The organism is Bacteroides sp. 2_2_4, assembly GCF_000157055.1.
GTDB lineage: Bacteria > Bacteroidota > Bacteroidia > Bacteroidales > Bacteroidaceae > Bacteroides > Bacteroides ovatus.
Map to the genome: position 1 here is coordinate 47,590 of NZ_EQ973364.1, position 21,987 is coordinate 69,576.

At 43.3% G+C, this 21,987-nt stretch carries 17 protein-coding genes and 1 pseudogene; 15 read left to right on the top strand and 3 right to left on the bottom strand.

From position 1 onward, the window contains the following. Positions 1-317 precede the first annotated feature (317 nt). The 11 genes and pseudogenes from BSCG_RS08015 (at position 318) to tsf (ending at position 17,113) form a co-directional block, all read left to right on the top strand. A pseudogene (locus BSCG_RS08015) lies at positions 318-2,920 on the top strand (DUF4962 domain-containing protein). Between the two features lie 26 nt (positions 2,921-2,946). Further along, positions 2,947-3,681 (top strand): DUF3575 domain-containing protein, encoded by a 735-nt coding sequence (locus BSCG_RS08010; RefSeq protein WP_032849642.1) that lies wholly within the window; start codon positions 2,947-2,949, stop codon positions 3,679-3,681. 37 nt (positions 3,682-3,718) lie between these two features. Then, a complete protein-coding gene (locus BSCG_RS08005; protein WP_008776688.1) occupies positions 3,719-4,729 on the top strand; it encodes a DUF6562 domain-containing protein in 1,011 nt (336 codons plus the stop codon). Positions 4,730-4,777: 48 nt separating this feature from the next. Then, complete coding sequence (locus tag BSCG_RS08000) at positions 4,778-6,334, top strand: hypothetical protein (protein WP_008776689.1); 1,557 nt, start codon at positions 4,778-4,780, stop codon at positions 6,332-6,334. Positions 6,335-6,464: 130 nt separating this feature from the next. Further along, positions 6,465-9,011: a DUF4962 domain-containing protein gene (locus tag BSCG_RS07995; RefSeq protein WP_008776690.1), complete on the top strand. Its 2,547-nt coding sequence runs from the start codon at positions 6,465-6,467 to the stop codon at positions 9,009-9,011. Positions 9,012-9,051: 40 nt separating this feature from the next. Beyond that, a complete protein-coding gene (locus tag BSCG_RS07990) occupies positions 9,052-12,267 on the top strand; it encodes a SusC/RagA family TonB-linked outer membrane protein (RefSeq protein WP_032849643.1) in 3,216 nt (1,071 codons plus the stop codon). Positions 12,268-12,288: 21 nt separating this feature from the next. Next, positions 12,289-13,983, top strand: a complete 1,695-nt coding sequence (locus BSCG_RS07985) for a RagB/SusD family nutrient uptake outer membrane protein (RefSeq protein ID WP_008776692.1) — start codon at positions 12,289-12,291, stop codon at positions 13,981-13,983. Positions 13,984-14,185: 202 nt separating this feature from the next. Beyond that, entirely contained in the window at positions 14,186-14,647 is a 462-nt protein-coding gene (gene rplM / locus BSCG_RS07980; protein WP_004297202.1) for a 50S ribosomal protein L13, read from the top strand. A gap of 6 nt (positions 14,648-14,653) precedes the next feature. Next, complete coding sequence (gene rpsI / locus BSCG_RS07975) at positions 14,654-15,040, top strand: 30S ribosomal protein S9 (RefSeq protein WP_004297203.1); 387 nt, start codon at positions 14,654-14,656, stop codon at positions 15,038-15,040. Positions 15,041-15,162: 122 nt separating this feature from the next. After that, entirely contained in the window at positions 15,163-15,999 is an 837-nt protein-coding gene (rpsB, locus tag BSCG_RS07970; protein WP_004305566.1) for a 30S ribosomal protein S2, read from the top strand. Positions 16,000-16,120: 121 nt separating this feature from the next. Next, positions 16,121-17,113: a translation elongation factor Ts gene (gene tsf, locus BSCG_RS07965; protein WP_004305564.1), complete on the top strand. Its 993-nt coding sequence runs from the start codon at positions 16,121-16,123 to the stop codon at positions 17,111-17,113. A 121-nt stretch (positions 17,114-17,234) separates the two neighbouring features. Here tsf and BSCG_RS07960 read toward each other — a convergent pair whose 3' ends face one another. Both BSCG_RS07960 and BSCG_RS07955 read right to left on the bottom strand, forming a co-directional pair. Next, positions 17,235-17,744 (bottom strand): TlpA family protein disulfide reductase, encoded by a 510-nt coding sequence (locus BSCG_RS07960; protein WP_008776693.1) that lies wholly within the window; start codon positions 17,742-17,744, stop codon positions 17,235-17,237. 17 nt (positions 17,745-17,761) lie between these two features. Beyond that, positions 17,762-18,112: a translation initiation factor gene (locus BSCG_RS07955; RefSeq protein ID WP_004305562.1), complete on the bottom strand. Its 351-nt coding sequence runs from the start codon at positions 18,110-18,112 to the stop codon at positions 17,762-17,764. Between the two features lie 165 nt (positions 18,113-18,277). Here BSCG_RS07955 and BSCG_RS07950 point away from each other — a divergent pair, with 165 nt between their 5' ends. Genes BSCG_RS07950 through BSCG_RS07935 form a run of 4 tightly spaced genes read left to right on the top strand, consistent with a single transcriptional unit; the run spans position 18,278 to position 21,091 of the window. After that, a complete protein-coding gene (locus tag BSCG_RS07950) occupies positions 18,278-18,928 on the top strand; it encodes a redox-sensing transcriptional repressor Rex (RefSeq protein WP_008650453.1) in 651 nt (216 codons plus the stop codon). After that, positions 18,928-19,542 carry a fumarylacetoacetate hydrolase family protein gene (locus BSCG_RS07945; RefSeq protein ID WP_008776694.1) on the top strand — a complete coding sequence of 205 codons (615 nt, stop codon included), beginning with the start codon at positions 18,928-18,930 and terminating at the stop codon, positions 19,540-19,542. The genes BSCG_RS07950 and BSCG_RS07945 overlap by 1 nt, the downstream gene beginning before the upstream one ends. 39 nt (positions 19,543-19,581) lie before the next feature. Beyond that, the gene (ispF, locus tag BSCG_RS07940; protein WP_004297210.1) at positions 19,582-20,064 is read left to right on the top strand and encodes a 2-C-methyl-D-erythritol 2,4-cyclodiphosphate synthase; all 483 of its coding nucleotides are present in this window, start codon (positions 19,582-19,584) and stop codon (positions 20,062-20,064) included. 19 nt (positions 20,065-20,083) lie between these two features. Further along, positions 20,084-21,091: a metallophosphoesterase family protein gene (locus BSCG_RS07935; protein ID WP_008776695.1), complete on the top strand. Its 1,008-nt coding sequence runs from the start codon at positions 20,084-20,086 to the stop codon at positions 21,089-21,091. Here BSCG_RS07935 and BSCG_RS07930 read toward each other — a convergent pair. After that, positions 21,081-21,944, bottom strand: a complete 864-nt coding sequence (locus BSCG_RS07930; RefSeq protein WP_008776696.1) for a hypothetical protein — start codon at positions 21,942-21,944, stop codon at positions 21,081-21,083. The two genes, BSCG_RS07935 and BSCG_RS07930, sit on opposite strands and share 11 nt — an antisense overlap. Between the last annotated feature and the right edge of the window lie 43 nt (positions 21,945-21,987).

Consider the following 21,987-nt stretch of genomic DNA (forward strand, 5'->3'; position numbering starts at 1 on the left):
TCACAACCGTAAGTCATAAAACAAATTCACCTCTGTGTCCTCCGTGTCCTCTGTGGTGAAAACCGTATAAAAAGGAACTAAACAAGGACTAATTACCTTCATTTTTCTATCAGTTTCAATCATTCCGTTTTGGGGCTATTTTACCCTTTTACCCTCTTTGTAGCCTCCTGTAACGCTTGTATTGGACGAATTTTAAGTTGAAATGAACGAAAACAAAGTTCTGTTAGACAGTATCAGAGAAGGAAGAAATGAATTGAAAGTCCTGTTTCGGACAGTTTACCTACATTTGCCTACAGAAAAACCAATTATTTGATATCATGAGAAAAATAGTATTGATTTCATTTGCAATCTTATCTGCGGCTGTACAAATGACACATGCGCAAAAGCAAGCAGTCATCAAGCTGACGGAGACGACATTGATGCACGAAATGCGTGCCACTCCTTCTCCCCTCGACAAAGCGGTGGTAAATGATCGCGCGGTTTCTTTTCAGTGGCCGCTCCGTTCGGACATGAATTCCCAGGGTAGCCCGCTGGATGGATTTGAACACAAAGTAAAGAAGGTAGATAAAACAAAGATTACCTATCAGTTACGTTATTCACAAGATGCCGGATTGAAGTCGGGAGTTGTTCAGGTGGAAACTCGCTGGCCGTTCTATAATCCGGACAACCGCTTGCGCCGGGTGTATGGTACTGGCAGTTCGGTTATGTAGAAAACGGACAAGTGACTTGGGGAAGCACCCAGCAAGTCACCGTAGAAGATCGTTCGGGCAAATTCTGTCCGCCTTCATTGAAAACAGTGTTGGCAAAACTACCTGCCGACCATCCGCGTGTGTGGATCATGAAGAACGAATGGAAGGACTTTATAAATCACAGCAAACAAAAGGCAGAAAGGCAATGGTATCTTGAACGTGCAGATCAGGTACTTCAGACTCCAATGAAATCAGTGAAAGATATTAATGTCTCGCAGGTGAAGAATCTGAAGAACGAGATGCAGATAAATTCATACCTCACTCGTGAAAGCCGTCGCATCATCGATGCGGAAGAGGGAAATACCGAAGCATTGATACGGGCCTGGTTGCTGACGCAGGATACTAAATATGCTGACGAAGCCATCAAACGGGTATTTATCATGGCCGACTGGGATAAAGATAAGAATGTGAAAGGAGATTTTAATGCTTCTAGCTTATTGTCTCTCTGCTCTATGGCTTATGATTCTTTCTACGACCGGTTGAATACATCACAAAAGAAAGCATTGCTGGAAGCCATCAAAAATAAAGGTGGTGAAATGTATGAGAACTTTAATAACCGGATGGAGAACCACATCGCCGACAATCATGTGTGGCAGATGACACTTCGCATCCTTACAATGGCGGCATTCAGTGTGTATGGCGATCTGCCCGAAGCCGATACATGGGTGGATTACTGTTATAACGTATGGTTGGCACGTTTCCCCGGATTGAACAAAGACGGTGGCTGGCACAATGGCGATTCTTACTTTACGGTCAACACCCGTACATTAGTAGAAGTGCCTTACTATTATAGCAAACTGACCGGTTACGACTTCTTTTCCGATCCTTGGTATCAGGGAAATATCATGTATACCATCTTCCAGCAACCTCCTTTTTCCAAATCCGGAGGAAACGGAAGTTCGCATCAGAATGTGGGACGTCCAAACAGTATCCGTATAGGATATTTGGATGCCTTGGCACGCCTTACTGGAAACACGTATGCCGCTGATTTCGTACGCCGTACATTGAAAGTGGAACCGGATTATATGAAGAAAGCCTTGTTGAGTAAGCCCGGTGATCTGGCCTGGTTTCGCCTGCAATGTGATAAACCTCTGCCGGAAGGTGAAGGATTGACAGCACTCCCTGCAGGATACGTCTTCCCCGCAACAGGACTTGCCTCTTTCCAGACGAACTGGGACAGAGTAGGTGGAAATGCGATGTGGAGTTTCCGGTCAAGCCCTTATGGTTCTACCTCTCATGCACTTGCCAATCAGAATGCTTTCAATACGTTCTATGGTGGAAAACCATTATTTTACAGTAGCGGACACCATATTGAGTTTACCGACGTACATAGTATGTTGTGCCATCGTGCCACGCGTGCTCACAATACAATTTTGGTGAACGGTATGGGACAACGTATCGGTACGGAAGGATATGGATGGATTCCCCGTTATTATGCCAGCGAGAAGATTGGTTATGTGCTGGGTGATGCTTCCAATGCTTACGGAAAAGTGATTTCACCGCTTTGGCTGACACGCGGCGAACAGTCGGAGGTGCATTATACGCCCGAAAATGGCTGGGATGAGAACCATGTGAAAACTTTCCGCCGTCACATTGTCAATTTGGGAAAGACTGGACTCATCTTTATCTATGACGAACTCGTGGCAGACGAACCTGTAAACTGGAGTTATTTGCTGCATACCACAGAAAATCCCATGACAGTGGATCAATCGAATCATCGCTTCGTGCATATTCAAGCCACGAACCGCGGAGGAGCATCAGACGCTTATCTTTTCTCCACCGGAACATTGCAGACTGATACGACGAGCCGTTTTTTCTATCCGGCAGTCAACTGGCTACGTGCTGATGACAAAGGGGTGTTCAAGAAGTATCCTAATCACTGGCATTTCACCGCTACATCGGAAAAGGCACAAGTATATCGTTTTGCCACTGTCATCAATACACATGCACTGAAATATCCTGCCAAAGATCCCGAAATCTTGTCCGACGGACGTATCAAAGTGGGCGGATGGCTAATCAGTGTTAACCTGAAATCCGACGGTGCTCCTTCATTCTTTATCCGCAGCACTCAAGAGAAGGTGAATATCACTTATAAAGGTGAAGCTACTGTCATCAATGAGGATGGGTACGAAACGGTAATGAGGGATACAGTGCCCGAACTGGAAATCTGATCAATGAACATGAAAGATACGAATATATGAGACACTCTACTTTTAATATGAGAACTATATGTCTGTTGGCTGCATTATCGGGCATAACCGTCTTGTCGGCACAGACTCCCGGTAAACCCCGTGTACAGACTTCGGCAGCTCCGGAGGAAACTACGGTTTACAAGCCCGGCGGGAAAAAGCAGGAAACAGCAGTTGCGACTTCTTCAGAAAAGGAGGATAAACGCCAATCCGGCAAAGAGAATGCAGGAAAGAAAGCGGCTGCCTTTGATGGTCAACGCTATCTGGCACTGAAAACGAATGTAGTATATGATGCTTGTGCTTTGCTGAACCTTGCCGTGGAAATGCAGGTGCATAAAAAGATCACGGTAGAGTTGCCGTTGACTTGCAGTTTGTGGGACTTGGGGGATAAGCACGGCGTGCGTACGGTAGCATTGCAACCTGAAGCCCGCTGGTGGATAGGAAATGAAACAGGACGGGGACACTTTGTCGGACTGCACGCCCACGTGGCATGGTTTAACGTGAAGTGGAACGATGACCGTTATCAAGATACGGATCGCCCGCTGTTGGGAGCCGGAATAAGCTACGGTTACAAACTCCCTCTTTCCAAACACTGGGGAGCGGAATTTAATCTGGGAGTGGGATATGCCAACATGAAGTATAACACCTATTATAATGTAGACAACGGAGCACAGCTGGATACGCGTGTCCGTCATTACTGGGGGATAACCCGTGTGGGAGCATCGTTGGTCTACCGCTTCTAACCTTAGATAGGAACATACATATAAATAAGATAACAATATGAGAAGAAATTTATATATACTGGCACAGTGCACTTTCTTGTTGTTCAGCACCCTGCTGGTGAATGGATGCAGCCTGCACGAAGAACCGGAAATGACTCCCGAAGGAGAATTGGGAGTGGACCCGACAGCTGTAACACTCAACCTTAATCTGGCAATGAATCTAAGTTTGGCAGAAAGAGCACCGGTGACCATCACCCGTGCGTCGGAAACCAACTATCTGCGTCGTTTCATCGTAGAAGCCTATCTGGATAGACAGGTGGCGGCACGGCAAACGGTATATGAAGAGGATTTTAACCGTGCCAGTCTGTCTGTTAGTATGAAGCTGCACACCCGTAATTACCGCATCCTGGTGTGGACCGATTATGTGAATGCGGAGACACCTGAACAGGGACTTGTTTACGATGCCAAGAATCTGGCTTTTATCCTTCCTGCCGGAAAGTATATAGGGAATAGCCGTTATAAAGATGTTCTTGCTGCTTCTGCTATGGCGGATCTGACTTCTTTCCGCAATCATTGGGGAGCTGAAACAAGTCTTGACGTTGAACTGTATCGTCCTGTAGCACGCTATGAACTGGTGGCTAAAGATGTGGCTACGTTTCTCAATAAACTGTCCACAGGCGGACTGAAAGGTGAAAGTTTTACCGCTCGTGTGAAGTACAGTGATTATTTGCCTACCGGCTACAATTTGTGGGACGATGTACCCAAGAACTCGCTCATGTACATGGAATATAAAGTGGCCTTTGAACGCCCTGCTGATGGTACGAAAGAACTGATACTGGGATTCGACTATGTATTAACCGATGCCGGAGAAACCGTTTCTATTCCTGTAGAACTCGAAATCTTGAATGAGAAGAATGAAGTGCTGGCACGTACAGCTTTCCGTATTCCTTGTGAACGGGGCAAAAACACAACGGCACGTGGTAACTTCCTGACTTCCGATGCCAATGGAGGAATAGGGATCGACCCCGATTATGACGGTGATCTGGAGGTAGATCTTGGAGAATTATAAAATAGACAAATCAATTAAAAATAGCTTAACCATAAAACAATTAAGATCATGAAAAAGAACTTATTTTATTCGCTAATGGCTTTGTTCGTAGTGCTTTTCGCATCCTGTGGACAAGAAGAAATCGTTTCGGATAACGGAACAGAAATCAATGCTCCTGTTACTATCTCTGTACAGGCTCCTGTAAATAACGTCTTTAGCCGTGCGGGTGTTACCATCCCTACCGGTTATACGATGCAATGTATCATGCAATTACTGAATGCTGATGGCAATAAGATAGGCGATCAGGTAATTAAACCGATTACGGATGGTAAGGTATCTTTCACCATTTCCGTAGATGAACAAAAAGAAGTGTCGAAGGCATTGTTTTGGGCTGAATACGTACCAGAAAGTGGTGCCGCTAATAAAGTATATAACACTGCTGATTTGAGAGCAGTAGGATATAATACTGCATCATTCGATCTGACAAATGATGCGTTGATGGCAGTCAGCGACGCTTTCTGCGGAAAATTGGAAACGATTGGTAATGCCAGTGTGACATTGAAACGCCCGTTTGCTAATGTAAGCGTAAAACCGAAAAAACCGGAAGTAGCTGCGGCAGCTAATAAACTGGAAATAAAATATAACGCTTTGAGCGGATATGATATTTTAGAGGGTAAATGTTCTGCTACAACTCCTGTGACTTATACAAATGCAGGTTTTGCTTCTGCGGATGGCAATTGGTTCGCTAATTTCTTTTTTGCTCCTTCAAATGTAGGTAAATTTACAGAAGAAATAACTATGGCATTGAGTAGCGGATATAGTAAAGAGATTAAAATACCGGCAAATACATTACCTTTGGATGCTAATATGCAGGTTATGGCTAAATTTGAAATCGGAGATGGAAACTTTGACATTGAAGTAGGAGTGGATCCGGATTATGAAGCATTGGAAATGAAAGTTGGTAGTTATATCAATGCCGAAGGTAAAGTGGTACGTGATGCGGCGGATGCTGTTGGTATTGTTTTCACGATGGAGACTATTGGTAGTGATGTGCCGGCTAATTATCCTGTAGCACTTCAAGGTAAGACAATTGCTGGATATGCAGTAGCGATTGAAAATGTGGCGACTGGTCGTCAATCTCTTAATCCTGACGGTGTGTTAACAAATCTGGTTGAGACAGCAGCAAGTATGACTAATGGAACACAGATTACGGAGGTGTTGTTAACAAGTCTTGGAGACGTTGCGTTTAAAACAACTTATGAAAAATGGGTGGGAGAACATGCTCCTGTTAGTGAGAATTTGAGTGCATGGTATATTCCTACATTGTCGCAATTGAGTGCGTTTATGGGTACATTGTTTACTATGAAAGAGGTACCTGCTACTGGTAGTGAGGACTTTAGAAACATGCCGGAGTTTGAGTTTGTCAATGGTAAAATGTTTGATAGAGAACCGATTGCTACGGTAAACTATGCTTCCAGTACTATCAATAACCAAGGTAATGTTTCTGGTGTACGTATTAATGTGGCCAGTAGTGCCGTAACTAATGCACAAGAAGCGGGTATTGCTGTTAAAACAGCTGCTAACCAACAAGCTCTTTGCCGCCCGATGATTACAATCTTTAAATAGTCACTGAATATTCGACCTTACTCAATAGAAGTTCAAGGAAAGTGGGATCCCCCCGTCCCGCTTTACCTTCTTCTTACATTGAAACTTTTGAAAATAGCCCTCTAATCTTATACCAAGAAAAGAAAATAATATGCACACCACATTTCGCCTATCGGTTTTTCTTTTGTTCATGGTACAGTTGTTCTGTAGCTGTACATCTGACTCGATGCCCGAACCGGACCATACACAGCCTGAAACGCCAGCCGGAACTCCCGATGCCTATCAGGATAAGATACGGACGCAACCTTATCCCAAAGCAGATAATGAATTGTGTCTGAATCCTGCTCCCCTTATTGTCCCTCAAGCCATGAAGACGGGCGAAAGACTGCAATTTTCTCTTTCACGTACTGAAGATTTCAGCAGTTCCGAAACACTACTTACCGAACCGCAGGAATGGTGTATGTATAATCTTCATCGCCGCTTGGAGGTCGGCACATGGTATTGGCGTTTTCGTTCCACTAATCTTAATGGAACTACGCCCGGTGAATGGAGCTCTACCTATCGTTTTGAAATAAAGAATGATACACCGAAATTCATAACACCTCCTTTTCAAACATTCTTAGCAAATGCTCCCCGTCTGCATCCTCGTATTTACTGTTTTTTAGACGACCGTATCGGAGAGGCTCGTAACCGTGTCACTTCACACCCTGAATATGCAGAACTACAAAGTCGTGCTTCACAGGCATTGAAAGCCGAATACACCGGAATGACTGATTTATATAGCCGTGCAGAAGAGCTCCGGCAACATGCCACTTATCTTTATCAGGCCTATCATTTAACCCAAAAAGAAATTTATGCCGAAAAGTTACGTCAGCTTCTCGAAGCGTTGATTGTCGCTCCCCCTGCTGATGGACAACTTTTTGCATCCAACTTTACTGCTAGCAACATCGCATGGTGTCTTGTTGCAGCCTACGATCTGCTTTATAATAACTTGTTTGCTTCCGATCGTACTGCTGCCGAAGAACTGATGATGCGTGTGGCACGTTACTATTACAAGGTAAATTGCGGTTTTCAGGAAAACCATCTCTTTGATAATCATTTTTGGCAGCAGAATATGCGTGTCCTCTTTCAAGTGGCTTTGTCGCTTTACGACAAACCGGCTTATTCTTCCGAAGTGCTGCCCATGATGGAGTATTATTACGAATTATGGACAGCCCGCGCTCCTGCCTCCGGGTTCAATCGCGACGGTATATGGCACAATGGTACCGGTTATTTCAGTGCCAATATATTGACTTTGGCGTATATGCCGTCTCTTCTTTCATTTATCAGTCGGTACGATTTTCTATCACATCCGTGGTATCAGAATGCCGGACGTTCGTTGGTTTATACTTGCCCGCCGGGATCGAAAAGCAACGGCTTTGGTGACAGTAGTGAAAAGGGGAGTGAACCCAACCGTTTGGTTGCTGCCTTTGCTGATTATCTGGCGTGTGAAACGGGTGATTCCTATGCCGGATGGTATGCCGGAGAATGTCGGGAGCTGTTGCGCCGGGATTATGAATTGCGTCTTTACCGGATGTGCACCGAGCAGGATTACAATACAACTTTTCCTGCCAGGGCTGATAAAATGGTATGGTATAAAGACGCTGGTGAAGTAGCCATGCACAGTGCTCCGGAAGATACGGGAAAGGATCTTGCACTCTCGTTCCGTTCCAGTACATTCGGGTCCGGCAGTCACACTACTGCCAGTCAGAATGCTTTTAACCTGTTGTATAAAGGTGTCGATGTGTATCGCAGTACGGGTTATTATCAGAATTTCAGCGATGCTCATAATCTGATGTCCTATCGCCATACGAGGGCGCATAATTCACTGTTGGTAAACGGCATCGGGCAACCTTATTCTACCGAAGGTTATGGCAGTGTGACGCGTGCTATGGGCGGACAGCATATCAGTTACTGTTTGGGAGATGCTTCACATGCTTACAGAGGTATCAGCAATGACCCGATGTGGGTTGGCTACTTTAAGCAGGCAGGTATTGAGCAGACACCGGAAAATGGATTCGGTGCCACCCCGTTGACTAAATACCGCCGGCATGTGTTGATGCTTCATCCTCATACGGTGATTGTGTATGATGAACTGGAGGCTTCGGAAGCTGTCCGCTGGGAGTGGTTGTTGCATAGTCCTACGGAATTTAAGATGGATGTAACAAAGAAAACGTTGTCTACAAATAATAAAACCAAAGGATGGGTGGCAGTGACGCAACTGTTTGGAGGACATGTTTTTACGCTGTCTCAAACGGACCGTTTCGTAGTGCCGCCCGCCATCACCGGAGCGGAGTATCCTAACCAGTGGCACTTGACTGCACGGGTTGGCGGTTGTTCTGCCACCCGTTTCCTGGCTATTATCCAGGTAGGAGATGAGGCTGTCCCTATTATCAACCGTGACGGTGATACCTTTAACGTAGGCGACTGGACGATTAAAGCGGTTTTGGATGCTTCCAAAGCACCCGAACTTGTAGTGAGTCATCGCACCGAACAGGCGGTATTTAGTTATGGAACAGACAATCCTGCGTTGAATGGCAATTTTTACTCTCGACAATATACGGGTTCTTCGTTGCTTTACGACGAGATAGACGGGGCTTATCAGGTGGTAGAAATGACCGACCGGAGTCCTATATCTACCCGGGTAGTAAATCAATGATAAACAATGAAATATAGTGAATATAAATAACAAACAGAATATGATGAAAAGTAGAATTATTTGCATTTTGTTGCTTCTTGTCGGTGCATCCGGCATTTATGCCCAGAGTTTGACCGTTACCGGTAAGGTGGTGGACAACGAAGGCTTGGAAGTGATTGGAGGAAATGTAACCGTGAAAGGAAAACAAAACACGGGTACCATTACCGATATCAATGGTAAATACACCATTACCGTTAGTGATCCGCAGAAAGATGTTTTGGTCTTCTCTTTTATCGGATTGGAAAATATGGAAGTAGCCGTGAAAGGAAGGAAACAGATTGATGTGACCATGAAGGCTGCGTCGGTATTGTTGGATGAGGTGGTAGCTATCGGTTATGCAACGGTAAAGCGTAAAGACCTGACCGGTTCCGTGGCTTCTGTGAGAAGCGACGATTTGCTCAAAGTTCCTTCGTCTGATGTAACCCAGGCTTTAGCGGGACGTATGGCAGGTGTGCAGATTATACAGACAGACGGTCAGCCTGGTGCTACGATGTCAGTGCGTGTTCGTGGCGGTATATCAATTACGCAAAGCAACGAGCCGCTTTATATTATCGACGGATTTCCGACAGAAGATGGCATGTCCAGCCTTGATCCTGCCGATATTGAAAGTATCGACGTGTTGAAAGACGCTTCGGCAACAGCCATCTACGGTGCCCGGGGAGCGAATGGCGTAGTGGTAATTACCACCAAAAGCGGTGCGAAAAGTGAAGGGAAAGCGACTCTTACTTTCGATTCTTATGTTGGTGTGCGTACGCTTGCCAAGCGGTTGGATGTATTAAGTGTAGAGGAATTTGTGTTGGCGGATTATGAAAGAACATTAGGAGATGCTACTGATCCCGAGGAAAGTATGCGGTCATGGCAAAACCGTTATGGTGGTTTTGTCGATCTTCATGAAAACTATGGTAACCGTAAAGGTATCGACTGGCTGGACCGTACGATGGGACGCACTACCGTTACGCAAAATTACCGGGTAGGCGTCAACGGTGGTAATGATAAGTTGAACTACAATATGTCTTATGGTTACTTCAAGGATGAAGGTGCGATGGTATATAGCGGCAGCGACAAACATAATATTGCGCTTAGCGTGAAAAGCGAAGTGAATAAGCGGCTCTCCGTTACAGGACGTATCAACTTCGATTATCTGAAAGTGTATGGAGCAGGTGTTGCCGGAAACGGTACGAATGAAGGCGGAAGTAATGTAGATGCAAAGTTTAATAAAATGGTTCAGATTTTGCAATACCGTCCTACCATTGGTATACGTGGCAATGACTCGGATTTGTTGGCAGGAGAAGACCCTGTATTAAGCGATGCAGACGGAAACGTGATGCAGAACCCATTGATTGCCGCCGCTGAAGAAAAGGATAATAAGGAAACACGTACTTTGCAAGCCAATGGCGGACTGACTTTCAAAATCATCAAAGGATTGACCTTCCGCAACAATACGGGTATGCGTTATCAGCTTTACCGCCGGGAGCTTTTCTATGGCGACCAATCTATTATGGGAAGACGCAGCGGTATTTACGGCTCTATCAGGAATACGGAGACCGGAAGTTTTCAGACCTCTAACGTTCTGACTTATGACAAACGTTTTCAGAAGAAGCATAAAGTGGTAGTGCAATTGGGGCAGGAATTTGTAAAACGCTGGACTCGTGTGCTCGAATCCGGTGTCAGTGGGTTGCCTACCGATGAGTTCATTTTGGGAGATATGAGTCTGGGTACTCCATCCGTTGCTTCGTCCGATGAAAACTATGATGATAATCTGCTCTCTTTCTTCGCTCGTCTCAACTATGACTTTACCGATAAGTATTTGTTTTCCGCGACGTTCCGTGCGGATGGCTCTTCTAAATTCGGAAAGAATAATAAATGGGGATATTTTCCTGCCGTATCGGCAGCCTGGCGTGTGAGTGAAGAGGATTTTATAAAGAAACTGAATGTTTTCTCCGACTTGAAATTCCGTATCGGATACGGTTTGGCGGGTAACAACAGAATCGGTAGCTATAACAGCCTTGCTTTGATGTCTTCCATCATCACAGCTATGGGAGATCAGCTTACTCCCGGTTATGCTTCCAAGCAGATACCGAATCCCGATCTGAAGTGGGAAGCGAACAAGACTTTTAATATGGGGGTCGATTTAGGATTTCTGAATCAACGCATCACTGTTTCACCCGAATTCTATATAAATAGGAGTAGTAATTTGCTGCTTAACGCCCAGTTGCCTTATTCTTCCGGTTATCAGAGTATGTTGATTAATGCCGGAGAAACGAAGAATGTAGGTGTGGAACTGACTGTGAATACAGTGAATTTCTCTACAAAGAAGTTTAGTTGGAATACTACACTGACGCTGTCGCACAATAAAAATTCCGTGAAAGCATTGACCGGTGAGGCGGTACAACTCTATGAAGCCAAGTTCGGCTTTAATCAAAATACCCATCGTATTGCTGTCGGAGAACCATTAGGACAGTTTTATGGTTACATCACCGAGGGCCTGTATCAGGTAGATGATTTCAATTATGATGCTTCTACGCAGACTTATACATTAAAAGATGGAGTATCTTATCATGGTGATAAAGGGCAGATTCGTCCGGGTATGTGGAAGTTTAAGAACTTGACCGGAGATGATAATGTGATTGATGAAAATGATAAAACGGTCATTGGTAACGCTCAACCGAAATTCTACGGAGGATTGAACAACTCTTTTACTTACAAAGGATTTGATTTGAGTATATTCCTGACTTTCAGCTATGGCAATGAAGTACTGAATGCGACCAAACTGGTTACCAGTAAGGTGGGTAGCTTGAACTACAACGCATTGGATGTGATGAATAGCTCTAATCGCTGGATGACTATCAATTCGGATGGACAGAAAGTGACAGATCCCGGAGAACTGGCTGCTTTGAATGCTGGTAAAACCGTAGCTGCTTATCATGATGCTCAACAAGGAGACAATTATATTCATTCATGGGCAGTGGAGGATGCTTCCTATTTGAAACTAAGTAATGTGACTTTGGGATATACATTCCCTAAAAACCTGATTGCAAGGGTAGGATTGAAGAACTTGCGTTTGTATGCCACCGGTAATAATCTCTTGACTTGGACTAAGTATTCAGGTTTCGATCCAGAAGTCTCTACGATGAAAAGCGGTTTGACACCGGGTGTTGACTTTGGGGCATATCCGCTTAGCCGTTCTTTTATTTTTGGTCTCAACGTAGCATTTTAATTCTTTAAATACATAGTAATCATGAAAAAGATACATCTATTATATGCCGTATTCGCCCTATTGGCAACAGGATTTTCTTCTTGCGAGGATTTGCTGACGGAAGAACCTAACTCAAAATATGACCGGGACCGCTATTTCGATTCGGAAGATAAAGCGGAAATGGCAGTGATGGGAATATATAGTTCATTGTCGGACTTTAATCATTACGGTTGGTACGAAATGGCTTCTCCCGCATCGGATGATACCTATTATACGGCTCGTACGCAGTCTGACAATCAGGTTCACGATATTGCACATTATCAGCTAAACTCCACGAATACGTGGATTGAAAGTATCTGGAAACTGAAATATGAGGGAATCGACCGGGCTAACCTCACCATTGACGGAATTTGTGGCATGATAGGATACGCAGAAAATACCCGTCTGAAAGCATTGGAAGCGGAAGCTCGCTTTCTGCGTGCTTTCCTCGCATTTGATTTGGTGAGATATTGGGGAGATGTGCCTTTCAAAACATCTTATTCATCATCCTACGAATCTGCTTTTGGTGAACGTGTGGACAGGGATGTGATTTATGACGTGATTATATCCGACCTTACTTTCGCTAAGAACAATCTGGATTGGGCCACAGCTTCTTCCAGTCCCGAACGGGTGACACAGGGAGCTGCCCGTGCATTGCTGATGCGTGTATATTTGCAGCGTGCAGGATACAGCCTTCAGTCGAATGGACAGTTGAAACGTCCGGAGGAAAGTAAGCGGATGGAATATTTCGATGCAGTGATAAAAGAGTGGGAGGCTTTTGAAAAGAAAGGATACCATGATTTTTATGACGGTGGTTATGAGGCACTCTTTAAAAGCTACTCGCAGGGGGTACTGAATAATAAGGAGAGCCTTTGGGAGATTGCTTTCTATCATTCGCAAGGACGTCGTAACGGTGGAGCATGGGGAATTTATAATGGTCCGCAGGTGGCGGAACCTACCGGAGTTTCTGCATCTGAATCAAATCAGTATATGGGACGTGCCAACGGTTTCTTTATAGTAGTCCCCGAATGGCGTAACTTCTTCGAAGCGAGCGATAAACGTCGTGATGTCGCTATTTGCACCTATCGTTATACCTGGAATGGTACTAAAAAAGAGCATGTAAAAGAAGAAAGAAGTGCAGGTAGCTGGTATGTGGGAAAATGGCGCCGGGAATGGATGCCGAAAGAGTCATGGAACAAGAATATCAATTATGCGGATGTAAACTATTGTCCTTTGCGTTATGCTGATGTGGTATTGATGGCTGCCGAAGCGTATAATGAAACAGGAACGGACAGACAGAAAGCATGGGATTTGTTGAATAGCGTACGTACACGTGCTGAAGCGACTTCTATTACAGAAGCGAATTATGATGAAATGATGAGCATACGGAAAAAGACACATAACCTGACTTTCATTGACGACTCTACACCGGAAGGAAAGTTCCGGACGGCTCTCTACTGGGAACGCGGCTTTGAACTGGCTTTTGAAGGACAGCGCAAATATGATCTGATACGTTGGGGAGTGTTGGGAAAGGCTCTGAAACTGTTTGGTGAGATCAGTTCCGTCAATCAGAAAGAGAACAAACCATATCCGGCTTACCGGAATTTTACGGAGGGTAAACATGAACTTTTCCCTATCCCTCTGAAAGAGATACAAAGTAATCCGAAACTCAATGGAATGAATAATAACGGGTATTGAGAAGACTCTCAATAGAATAGGCGACTGGAAAAATATACAAAAATAGTTTGCCAATTCAAAGAAAAGCCGTACTTTTGCAAGCCGATTATTATCACAAAATGATAAGAGATTAATTCATAGCAAGTTAGTATTCCTTTGTCCGGGGAAGACTAATGAGTGGTGAAGAAATTTTTAGTAGTAACATTTAAAAAACAAAATTAGAGTGGATACTTTAAGTTACAAGACCATTTCTGCAAACAAAGCGACTGTAACCAAAGAATGGGTTATCGTTGACGCTACAGACCAAACATTAGGCCGTCTGGGAGCAAAAGTTGCAAAATTGCTGAGAGGAAAGTACAAACCAAACTTTACTCCTCACGTAGACTGCGGTGATAACGTTATCATCATCAATGCAGACAAAGTAAAACTGACTGGTAACAAATGGAATGACAGAGTTTATTTGTCATATACAGGTTATCCTGGTGGTCAGAGAGAAATGACTCCTGCCCGTTTGATCACAAAACCGAACGGTGAAGAGAGATTACTGAAAAAAGTAGTGAAGGGCATGCTTCCTAAGAATATCCTGGGAGCTAAATTGCTGAATAACTTGTATGTTTACGCTGGTAGCGAACACAAACAGGCTGCTCAGAACCCGAAAATGATTGATATTAATTCATATAAATAAGATATAATGGAAGTAGTAAATGCATTAGGCAGACGTAAACGTGCTATTGCACGCATATTCGTAAGCGAAGGTACAGGAAAGATTACTATTAACAAGAGAGACCTTGCAGAGTACTTTCCATCAACTATTCTTCAGTATGTTGTAAAACAACCATTGAACAAGCTGGGTGCTGCTGAGAAGTATGACATCAAGGTGAACTTGTGTGGTGGTGGTTTCACTGGTCAGTCTCAGGCATTGCGTTTGGCAATCGCTCGTGCACTGGTTAAGATGAACGCTGAAGATAAAGCCGCTCTTCGTGCAGAAGGCTTCATGACTCGTGACCCTCGTTCTGTTGAACGTAAGAAACCGGGACAGCCGAAAGCTCGTAGAAGATTCCAGTTCAGCAAGCGTTAATGTGCTGCCTGATAGAGGAATATGTTTAGTATCTAAACTACTGGGACTCTGCTCATAGACTACCCAGCGGTTGGTTTAAGAAAAAACAAAAAAGAAAGTAAACGATTTAAAGAAAAAACAAGATGTCAAGAACAAATTTTGATACATTATTGGAGGCTGGTTGCCACTTCGGACACCTTAAGAGAAAGTGGAACCCTGCAATGGCTCCTTATATTTTCATGGAACGCAATGGTATTCATATCATTGACCTCCACAAAACAGTTGCAAAAGTAGACGAAGCTGCTGAAGCTTTGAAACAGATTGCCAAATCTGGCAAAAAAGTTCTTTTTGTTGCTACTAAAAAACAAGCTAAACAAGTTGTAGCTGAGAAAGCTCAATCTGTTAATATGCCTTATGTAATCGAACGCTGGCCGGGTGGTATGTTGACTAACTTCCCGACTATCCGTAAGGCTGTGAAGAAAATGGCTACTATCGATAAATTGACTAACGATGGTACTTACTCTAACCTTTCTAAGAGAGAAGTTCTTCAGATTTCTCGTCAACGTGCAAAATTAGACAAGACTTTGGGATCTATCGCTGATCTGACTCGTCTGCCGTCTGCATTGTTCGTAATCGACGTAATGAAAGAAAATATCGCAGTTCGCGAAGCTAACCGTTTGGGTATCCCTGTATTTGGTATCGTTGATACTAACTCTGATCCTTCAAACGTGGATTTCGTAATTCCTGCTAATGATGACGCTACTAAATCAATAGAAGTTATCCTGGATGCTTGTTGCGCTGCAATGATCGAAGGTTTGGAAGAAAGAAAAGCTGAAAAGATCGACATGGAAGCAGCTGGTGAAGCTCCTGCTAACAAAGGCAAGAAGAAATCAGTAAAAGCTAGACTCGACAAGTCTGACGAAGAAGCTATCAACGCAGCTAAAGCTGCTGCTTTCATCAAGGAAGACGAAGAGGCTTAATATATAAAATGTGCCAATTTGCTAATGTGCAAGGGTATTGTTATACACTTGCATCTTGATTGGCAGATTGGCACATTTTTTGTTTCGAAAATTATTATTCATTTAAATAAAGGAAATTATTATGGCTGTAACTATGGCTGATATTACCAAGCTGCGCAAAATGACCGGAGCTGGTATGATGGATTGCAAGAATGCATTAACAGAGGCTGATGGCGATTACGACAAGGCAATGGAGATTATCCGTAAGAAAGGACAAGCTGTTGCTGCTAAGCGTTCTGAACGTGAGGCTTCTGAAGGTTGCGTTTTGGCTAAGACTACTGGTGACTATGCCGTTGTCATTGCTTTGAAGTGCGAAACTGACTTCGTAGCTCAGAATGCTGACTTTGTGAAACTGACTCAGGATATTCTTGATCTTGCTGTGGCTAACAAATGCAAGACATTGGACGAAGTAAAAGCATTGCCGATGGGTAACGGTACTGTACAGGATGCAGTGACTGACCGTAGCGGTATCACAGGTGAGAAAATGGAACTTGATGGTTACATGACTGTAGAAGGCGCAAGCACTGCTGTTTACAACCACATGAACAGAAATGGTCTTTGTACGATTGTTGCTTTTAACAAGAACGTTGACGAGCAGTTGGCTAAGCAAGTAGCTATGCAGATTGCTGCTATGAATCCGATCGCTATTGATGAGGATGGTGTTTCTGAAGAAGTGAAGCAAAAAGAAATCGAAGTAGCTATCGAAAAGACAAAGGCTGAACAGGTACAGAAGGCTGTAGAAGCTGCTCTGAAGAAGGCTAACATCAACCCGGCTCATGTAGACAGCGAAGATCACATGGAAAGCAATATGGCTAAAGGTTGGATTACAGCTGAAGATGTAGCGAAAGCAAAAGAAATCATTGCTACTGTTTCTGCTGAAAAGGCTGCACATTTGCCTGAACAAATGATTCAGAACATCGCTAAGGGTCGTCTGGCTAAGTTCTTGAAAGAAGTTTGCCTGCTGAACCAGGAAGATATCATGGACGCTAAGAAGACTGTAAGAGAAGTGTTGGCTGCTGCTGATCCTGAACTGAAGATTGTTGACTTCAAGCGTTTCACTTTGAAAGCTGAATAATCTGATTCAAATCTTGTTAAGTACTACTTACAAAGTCAGATTTATTATATGTAAAATTTGGGAAAAGGGTTCGGTATTGCACCGGACTCTTTTTTCTTTAAGGCATATCTTAGGATAGGGACTACTTCAATGCTTTATCTATTTGCTTCATCAGCGTATTTATGGCTCCATTTTCATAGCCGGTAGTAGCTGATATTACTTTTCCTTCTTTGTCTATTAAATAACTTCTGGGAATCATTTTGGTGGCAAATTTACCTGTAACTTCCCGTTTGGGATCCGGGTAGAGGGGAAATGTAAACCCTTTTCTTTTATTGTATTCCGCTAATTGGTCGTCTGTATGCTCGCGACCGATCACTAACATACAGAAATCCTTGTTGTTTTTATATTTAGGCCAGAGTATTTTCTGAACTTCAGCCAGTTCGCTTTGGCAAGGGCCGCACCAGGTAGCGAAAATATTGATTAATACAACTTTCCCTTTTAGATCTGCAGAGTTTATGGTGCCGTTTGCTGTTGAATGAAGGGTGAAGGCAGGTATATTGTCACCTACCTTTACAATATCCGCATCACTTTCTTGTGCGAATGACAACAGTGAGAATAGTGTTGCCGCACAGAATAATATTACTTTTCTCATTTCTTGTATTATTTAATTTAACCTCCTATACCTTTGGTTTTAGTATATCCTTCTTTGATGAGTAGATCTATGATCTTGGTCTTGAAATCTCCTTGTACCATTATCTCTCCGTCTTTAGCTGAACCGCCTACTCCACATTTGCTTTTCAGTAACTTGCCTAGCTCTTTCAAATCATTATCCGTACCCACAAATCCGGTAATTAATGTTACCACTTTACCACCCCGGTTCTTTTTGTCAATGGAAACTCGCAGGTTTTGCTTGTCTTTGTCGAGGGTAACCTGTTCTTCATCGTTATCCATTTCATAACCGAAGTCAGGATTCGTGGAGTACACAACGTTCAATCTATCTTTCCAATCATTATTTTTCATACTTGTCATTTTTAATCCTTTTCAAAAGTATTAAACTTATCGAAAAGAGCAAAATTTGAGTCTCTTTTCATCGTTTTGTTTAATCTCTATTAAGGTTTTCTGTTATAGGGTTGTCAGTCTCAAAAAATAATGTACTTTTGCAAAATACCAAATTTTGTAAGAAGTATGAGCACTTATATACGAAAAGAGGCGGATAAAGTGCCGGAGCCTACCTTGCGCAGACTTCCCTGGTATCTGTCCAATATAAAACTAATGAAAGAAAAAGGGGAGCAGTATGTCTCTTCTACACAAATCTCTAAGGAAATAAATATTGACGCTTCCCAAATCGCCAAGGATTTGTCATACGTCAATATCTCGGGGCGTACGAGAGTGGGATACAATATTGATGCGCTGATTGAGGTGTTAGAGAGTTTTCTTGGATTTACCAATATGCACAAAGCCTTCTTGTTTGGTGTAGGTAGCCTGGGGGCTGCTTTGCTTCGGGATTCTGGTTTGCATCATTTCGGACTGGAGATTGTGGCTGCTTTTGATGTGAATCCGGAACTGGTGGGGAAAGACCTGAATGGTATTCCTATTTTTCATTCCGATGACTTTGAAGCAAAGATGAAAGAATACGATGTAAATATCGGTGTATTGACCGTACCTATTAATATTGCTCAGGAAATTACAGATAAGATGGTAGACGGAGGCATAAAAGCCGTATGGAACTTTACTCCTTTCCGAATCCGTGTACCCGAGAATATAGTGGTGCAGAATACGTCTCTATATGCTCATTTGGCTGTTATGTTTAACCGATTGAATTTTAACGAGAAATAATGAAGATTATTGCAGTAGGAATGAACTACGCCCAGCATAACAAAGAACTGGGACATACACTAGTAAATACGGAGCCGGTGATTTTTATGAAGCCTGATTCTGCTATTCTGAAGGATGGCAAACCGTTTTTCATTCCCGACTTTTCTAAAGAGATACATTATGAAACGGAGCTGGTGGTTCGTATTAATCGATTGGGGAAAAATATAGCTCCCCGCTTTGCTAACCGTTATTATGATGCAGTGACTGTAGGGATCGACTTTACGGCTCGTGACCTTCAGCGAAAGTTCCGTGAGCAGGGTAATCCCTGGGAGCTTTGCAAAGGTTTTGATTCGTCGGCTGCTATTGGAACTTTTGTTCCGGTGGAGCACTATAAGGATATTCAGAATCTTGACTTTCATTTGTTGATCGACGGTAAGGAAGTGCAGCGCGGTTGTACGGCAGATATGCTTTTCAAGATAGATGATATAATCGCTTATGTAAGCCAGTTTGTAACTTTGAAAATTGGTGACTTGCTCTTTACTGGGACTCCTGTGGGTGTAGGTCCTGTTAGTATCGGACAGCGTTTGCAAGGTTATCTGGAGGGAGAAAAACTGCTGGATTTCTATATTCGTTGATCTTTTTTTATTCATTAGTACTCATTTGTTATATAAAATATGAAGATAAGAGTAGGCTTTGGTTTCGACGTACATCAGTTGGTCGAAGGTCGTGAGTTATGGCTGGGTGGCATTCTTTTGGAACACACAAAAGGATTGCTGGGGCATTCGGATGCTGATGTATTATTGCATGCTGTTTGCGATGCTCTGTTGGGGGCGGCGAATATGCGTGATATTGGCTATCATTTCCCCGATACGGCAGGAGAATTTAAGAATATAGATAGCAAGATACTGCTGAAAAAAACAGTGGAGTTGATTGCTACCAAAGGATATAAAGTGGGCAATATCGATGCAACTATTTGTGCCGAACGCCCGAAGTTAAAAGCGCACATTCCTTTGATGCAGGAGACGATGGCAACTGTTATGGGGATTGATATGGATGATATTTCCATTAAGGCGACTACTACCGAGAAACTCGGTTTTACAGGTCGTGAAGAAGGTATATCGGCTTATGCTACTGTGCTGATAGAGAAGATTTCTTAACCCCCTAAAACAAATAATTATGATTCGTCTTTTTAAAATTTACTTAACACTTGCCTTCTTATTGGTAACGACTTTTTGTATGGCTCAGAAGAGTGAACTGAAATTTAGCAAAGATGGTAAATTCAAGATTGTGCAATTTACCGATGTGCATTTTAAATATGGAAATCGGGCTTCAGATATAGCTCTGGAACGTATTAATCAGGTGCTTGATGACGAACGTCCGGATTTGGTGATATTTACCGGTGATGTTGTTTATTCTGCTCCGGCGGATTCCGGAATGTTGCAGGTACTGGAACCGGTAGTTAAACGTAAACTACCTTTTGTGGTCACTTTTGGTAACCATGACAATGAACAGGGAATGACACGGGAACAGTTATATGATATCATCCGTCAAGTTCCCAGCAATTTATTGCCTGATCGCGGAACAGTTTTATCGCCGGATTATGTATTGACAGTGAAATCGTCTTCCAATCTAAAGAAGGATGCTGCTTTGCTATATTGCATGGATTCTCATTCTTATTCTCCTTTGAAAGATGTGAAGGGGTATGCATGGCTTACATTCGACCAGATAAATTGGTATCGTCAACAGAGTGCGGCTTATAAAGTGCAAAACGGCGGACAGCCTCTGCCGGCTCTTGCTTTTTTCCATATTCCTCTTCCTGAATACAATGAAGCTGCCCGTAGCGAAAATGCAATTCTTCGTGGAACTCGTATGGAGGAAGCCTGTGCGCCTAAATTGAATACAGGAATGTTTGCAGCGATGAAAGAAGCTGGTGATGTGATGGGTATGTTTGTAGGACACGACCACGATAATGACTATGCAGTGATGTGGAAAGATATCCTTCTGGCTTATGGACGCTTTACCGGTGGAAATACGGAATATAACCATTTGCCGAATGGTGCGCGTATCATCGTATTGGATGAGGGTGCCCGTACATTCACATCCTGGATTCGTCAGAAAGACGGTGTGGTGGATAAAATCTCTTATCCGGCAAGTTTTGTCAAAGACGATTGGACTAAACGTTGAGGCTTGCGAACTTCACATGGCTAAGGCGCGTGTATTTTGAACCATAGCTTTCGTATCGGCGCGATACTTTCGCCGATGCAACGTAGATAATATCTCCCAGTCGGTATTCATGTTCTATCCCGGATAGAGTGCATGAAACCGCACTGGGATTTTTTGATGGAATACTCATGGTGACTAAATTTCCACTGGCATCGGTCAAAGTCAGTACCTGCTTGACAAAAAACTGTGGGGTAGTGCCGTTCACTCTTGTTTTGTACGGATCGTCTTCCAATCTTACCCGGGTGACTTTTAATTTTAAGTCTGTCAGCTTTTCTCCTAATTCTCCCAGATAACGGCTGGATGAACGCTTCTCCCTTGATTTTCTTATCATTATATCCAGGTGTATGGAATGATAAGCTTGTGCTATTTTGACGAAACGTTCCTGTTTCGGTATTTTGGGAATGAATTTGTATGCTACCCAACTTAGGTAGGCGGGATCTATTTTGAGGATTTCATGTAGAAAATGTCCCCGGTATTTTCCGAAGAAGATAAGATCGTCACCGTTACTCTGCATTCTTTTCTCATTGTAATCTACCAGGATGATGCAACGCTTCGAATAATAAAACATCGTGCTGGCCATCCGCAGGGATTCGTTGATGTCTGGTGACAGGTCATGTATATAAAGAATGGATTGCTTTTCGAGCAGGGGAGAGTACAGCCAAAGGGAATAATTTGGTTTCCCCGGTCGGGGCAACACCACCAGGTAGACTCCTACCTCTTTAAAAGAGGCTCTGCCTCGGTTGTACTCATTCAATTTGGCATACAATAAGGCTTGCTCGTTTTCGGAAATGCCCGGTAATCTGGGGTTAGCCATAATTGTTCTCGCTTTTGGTATATTTCAAATATAAGGATTTTCT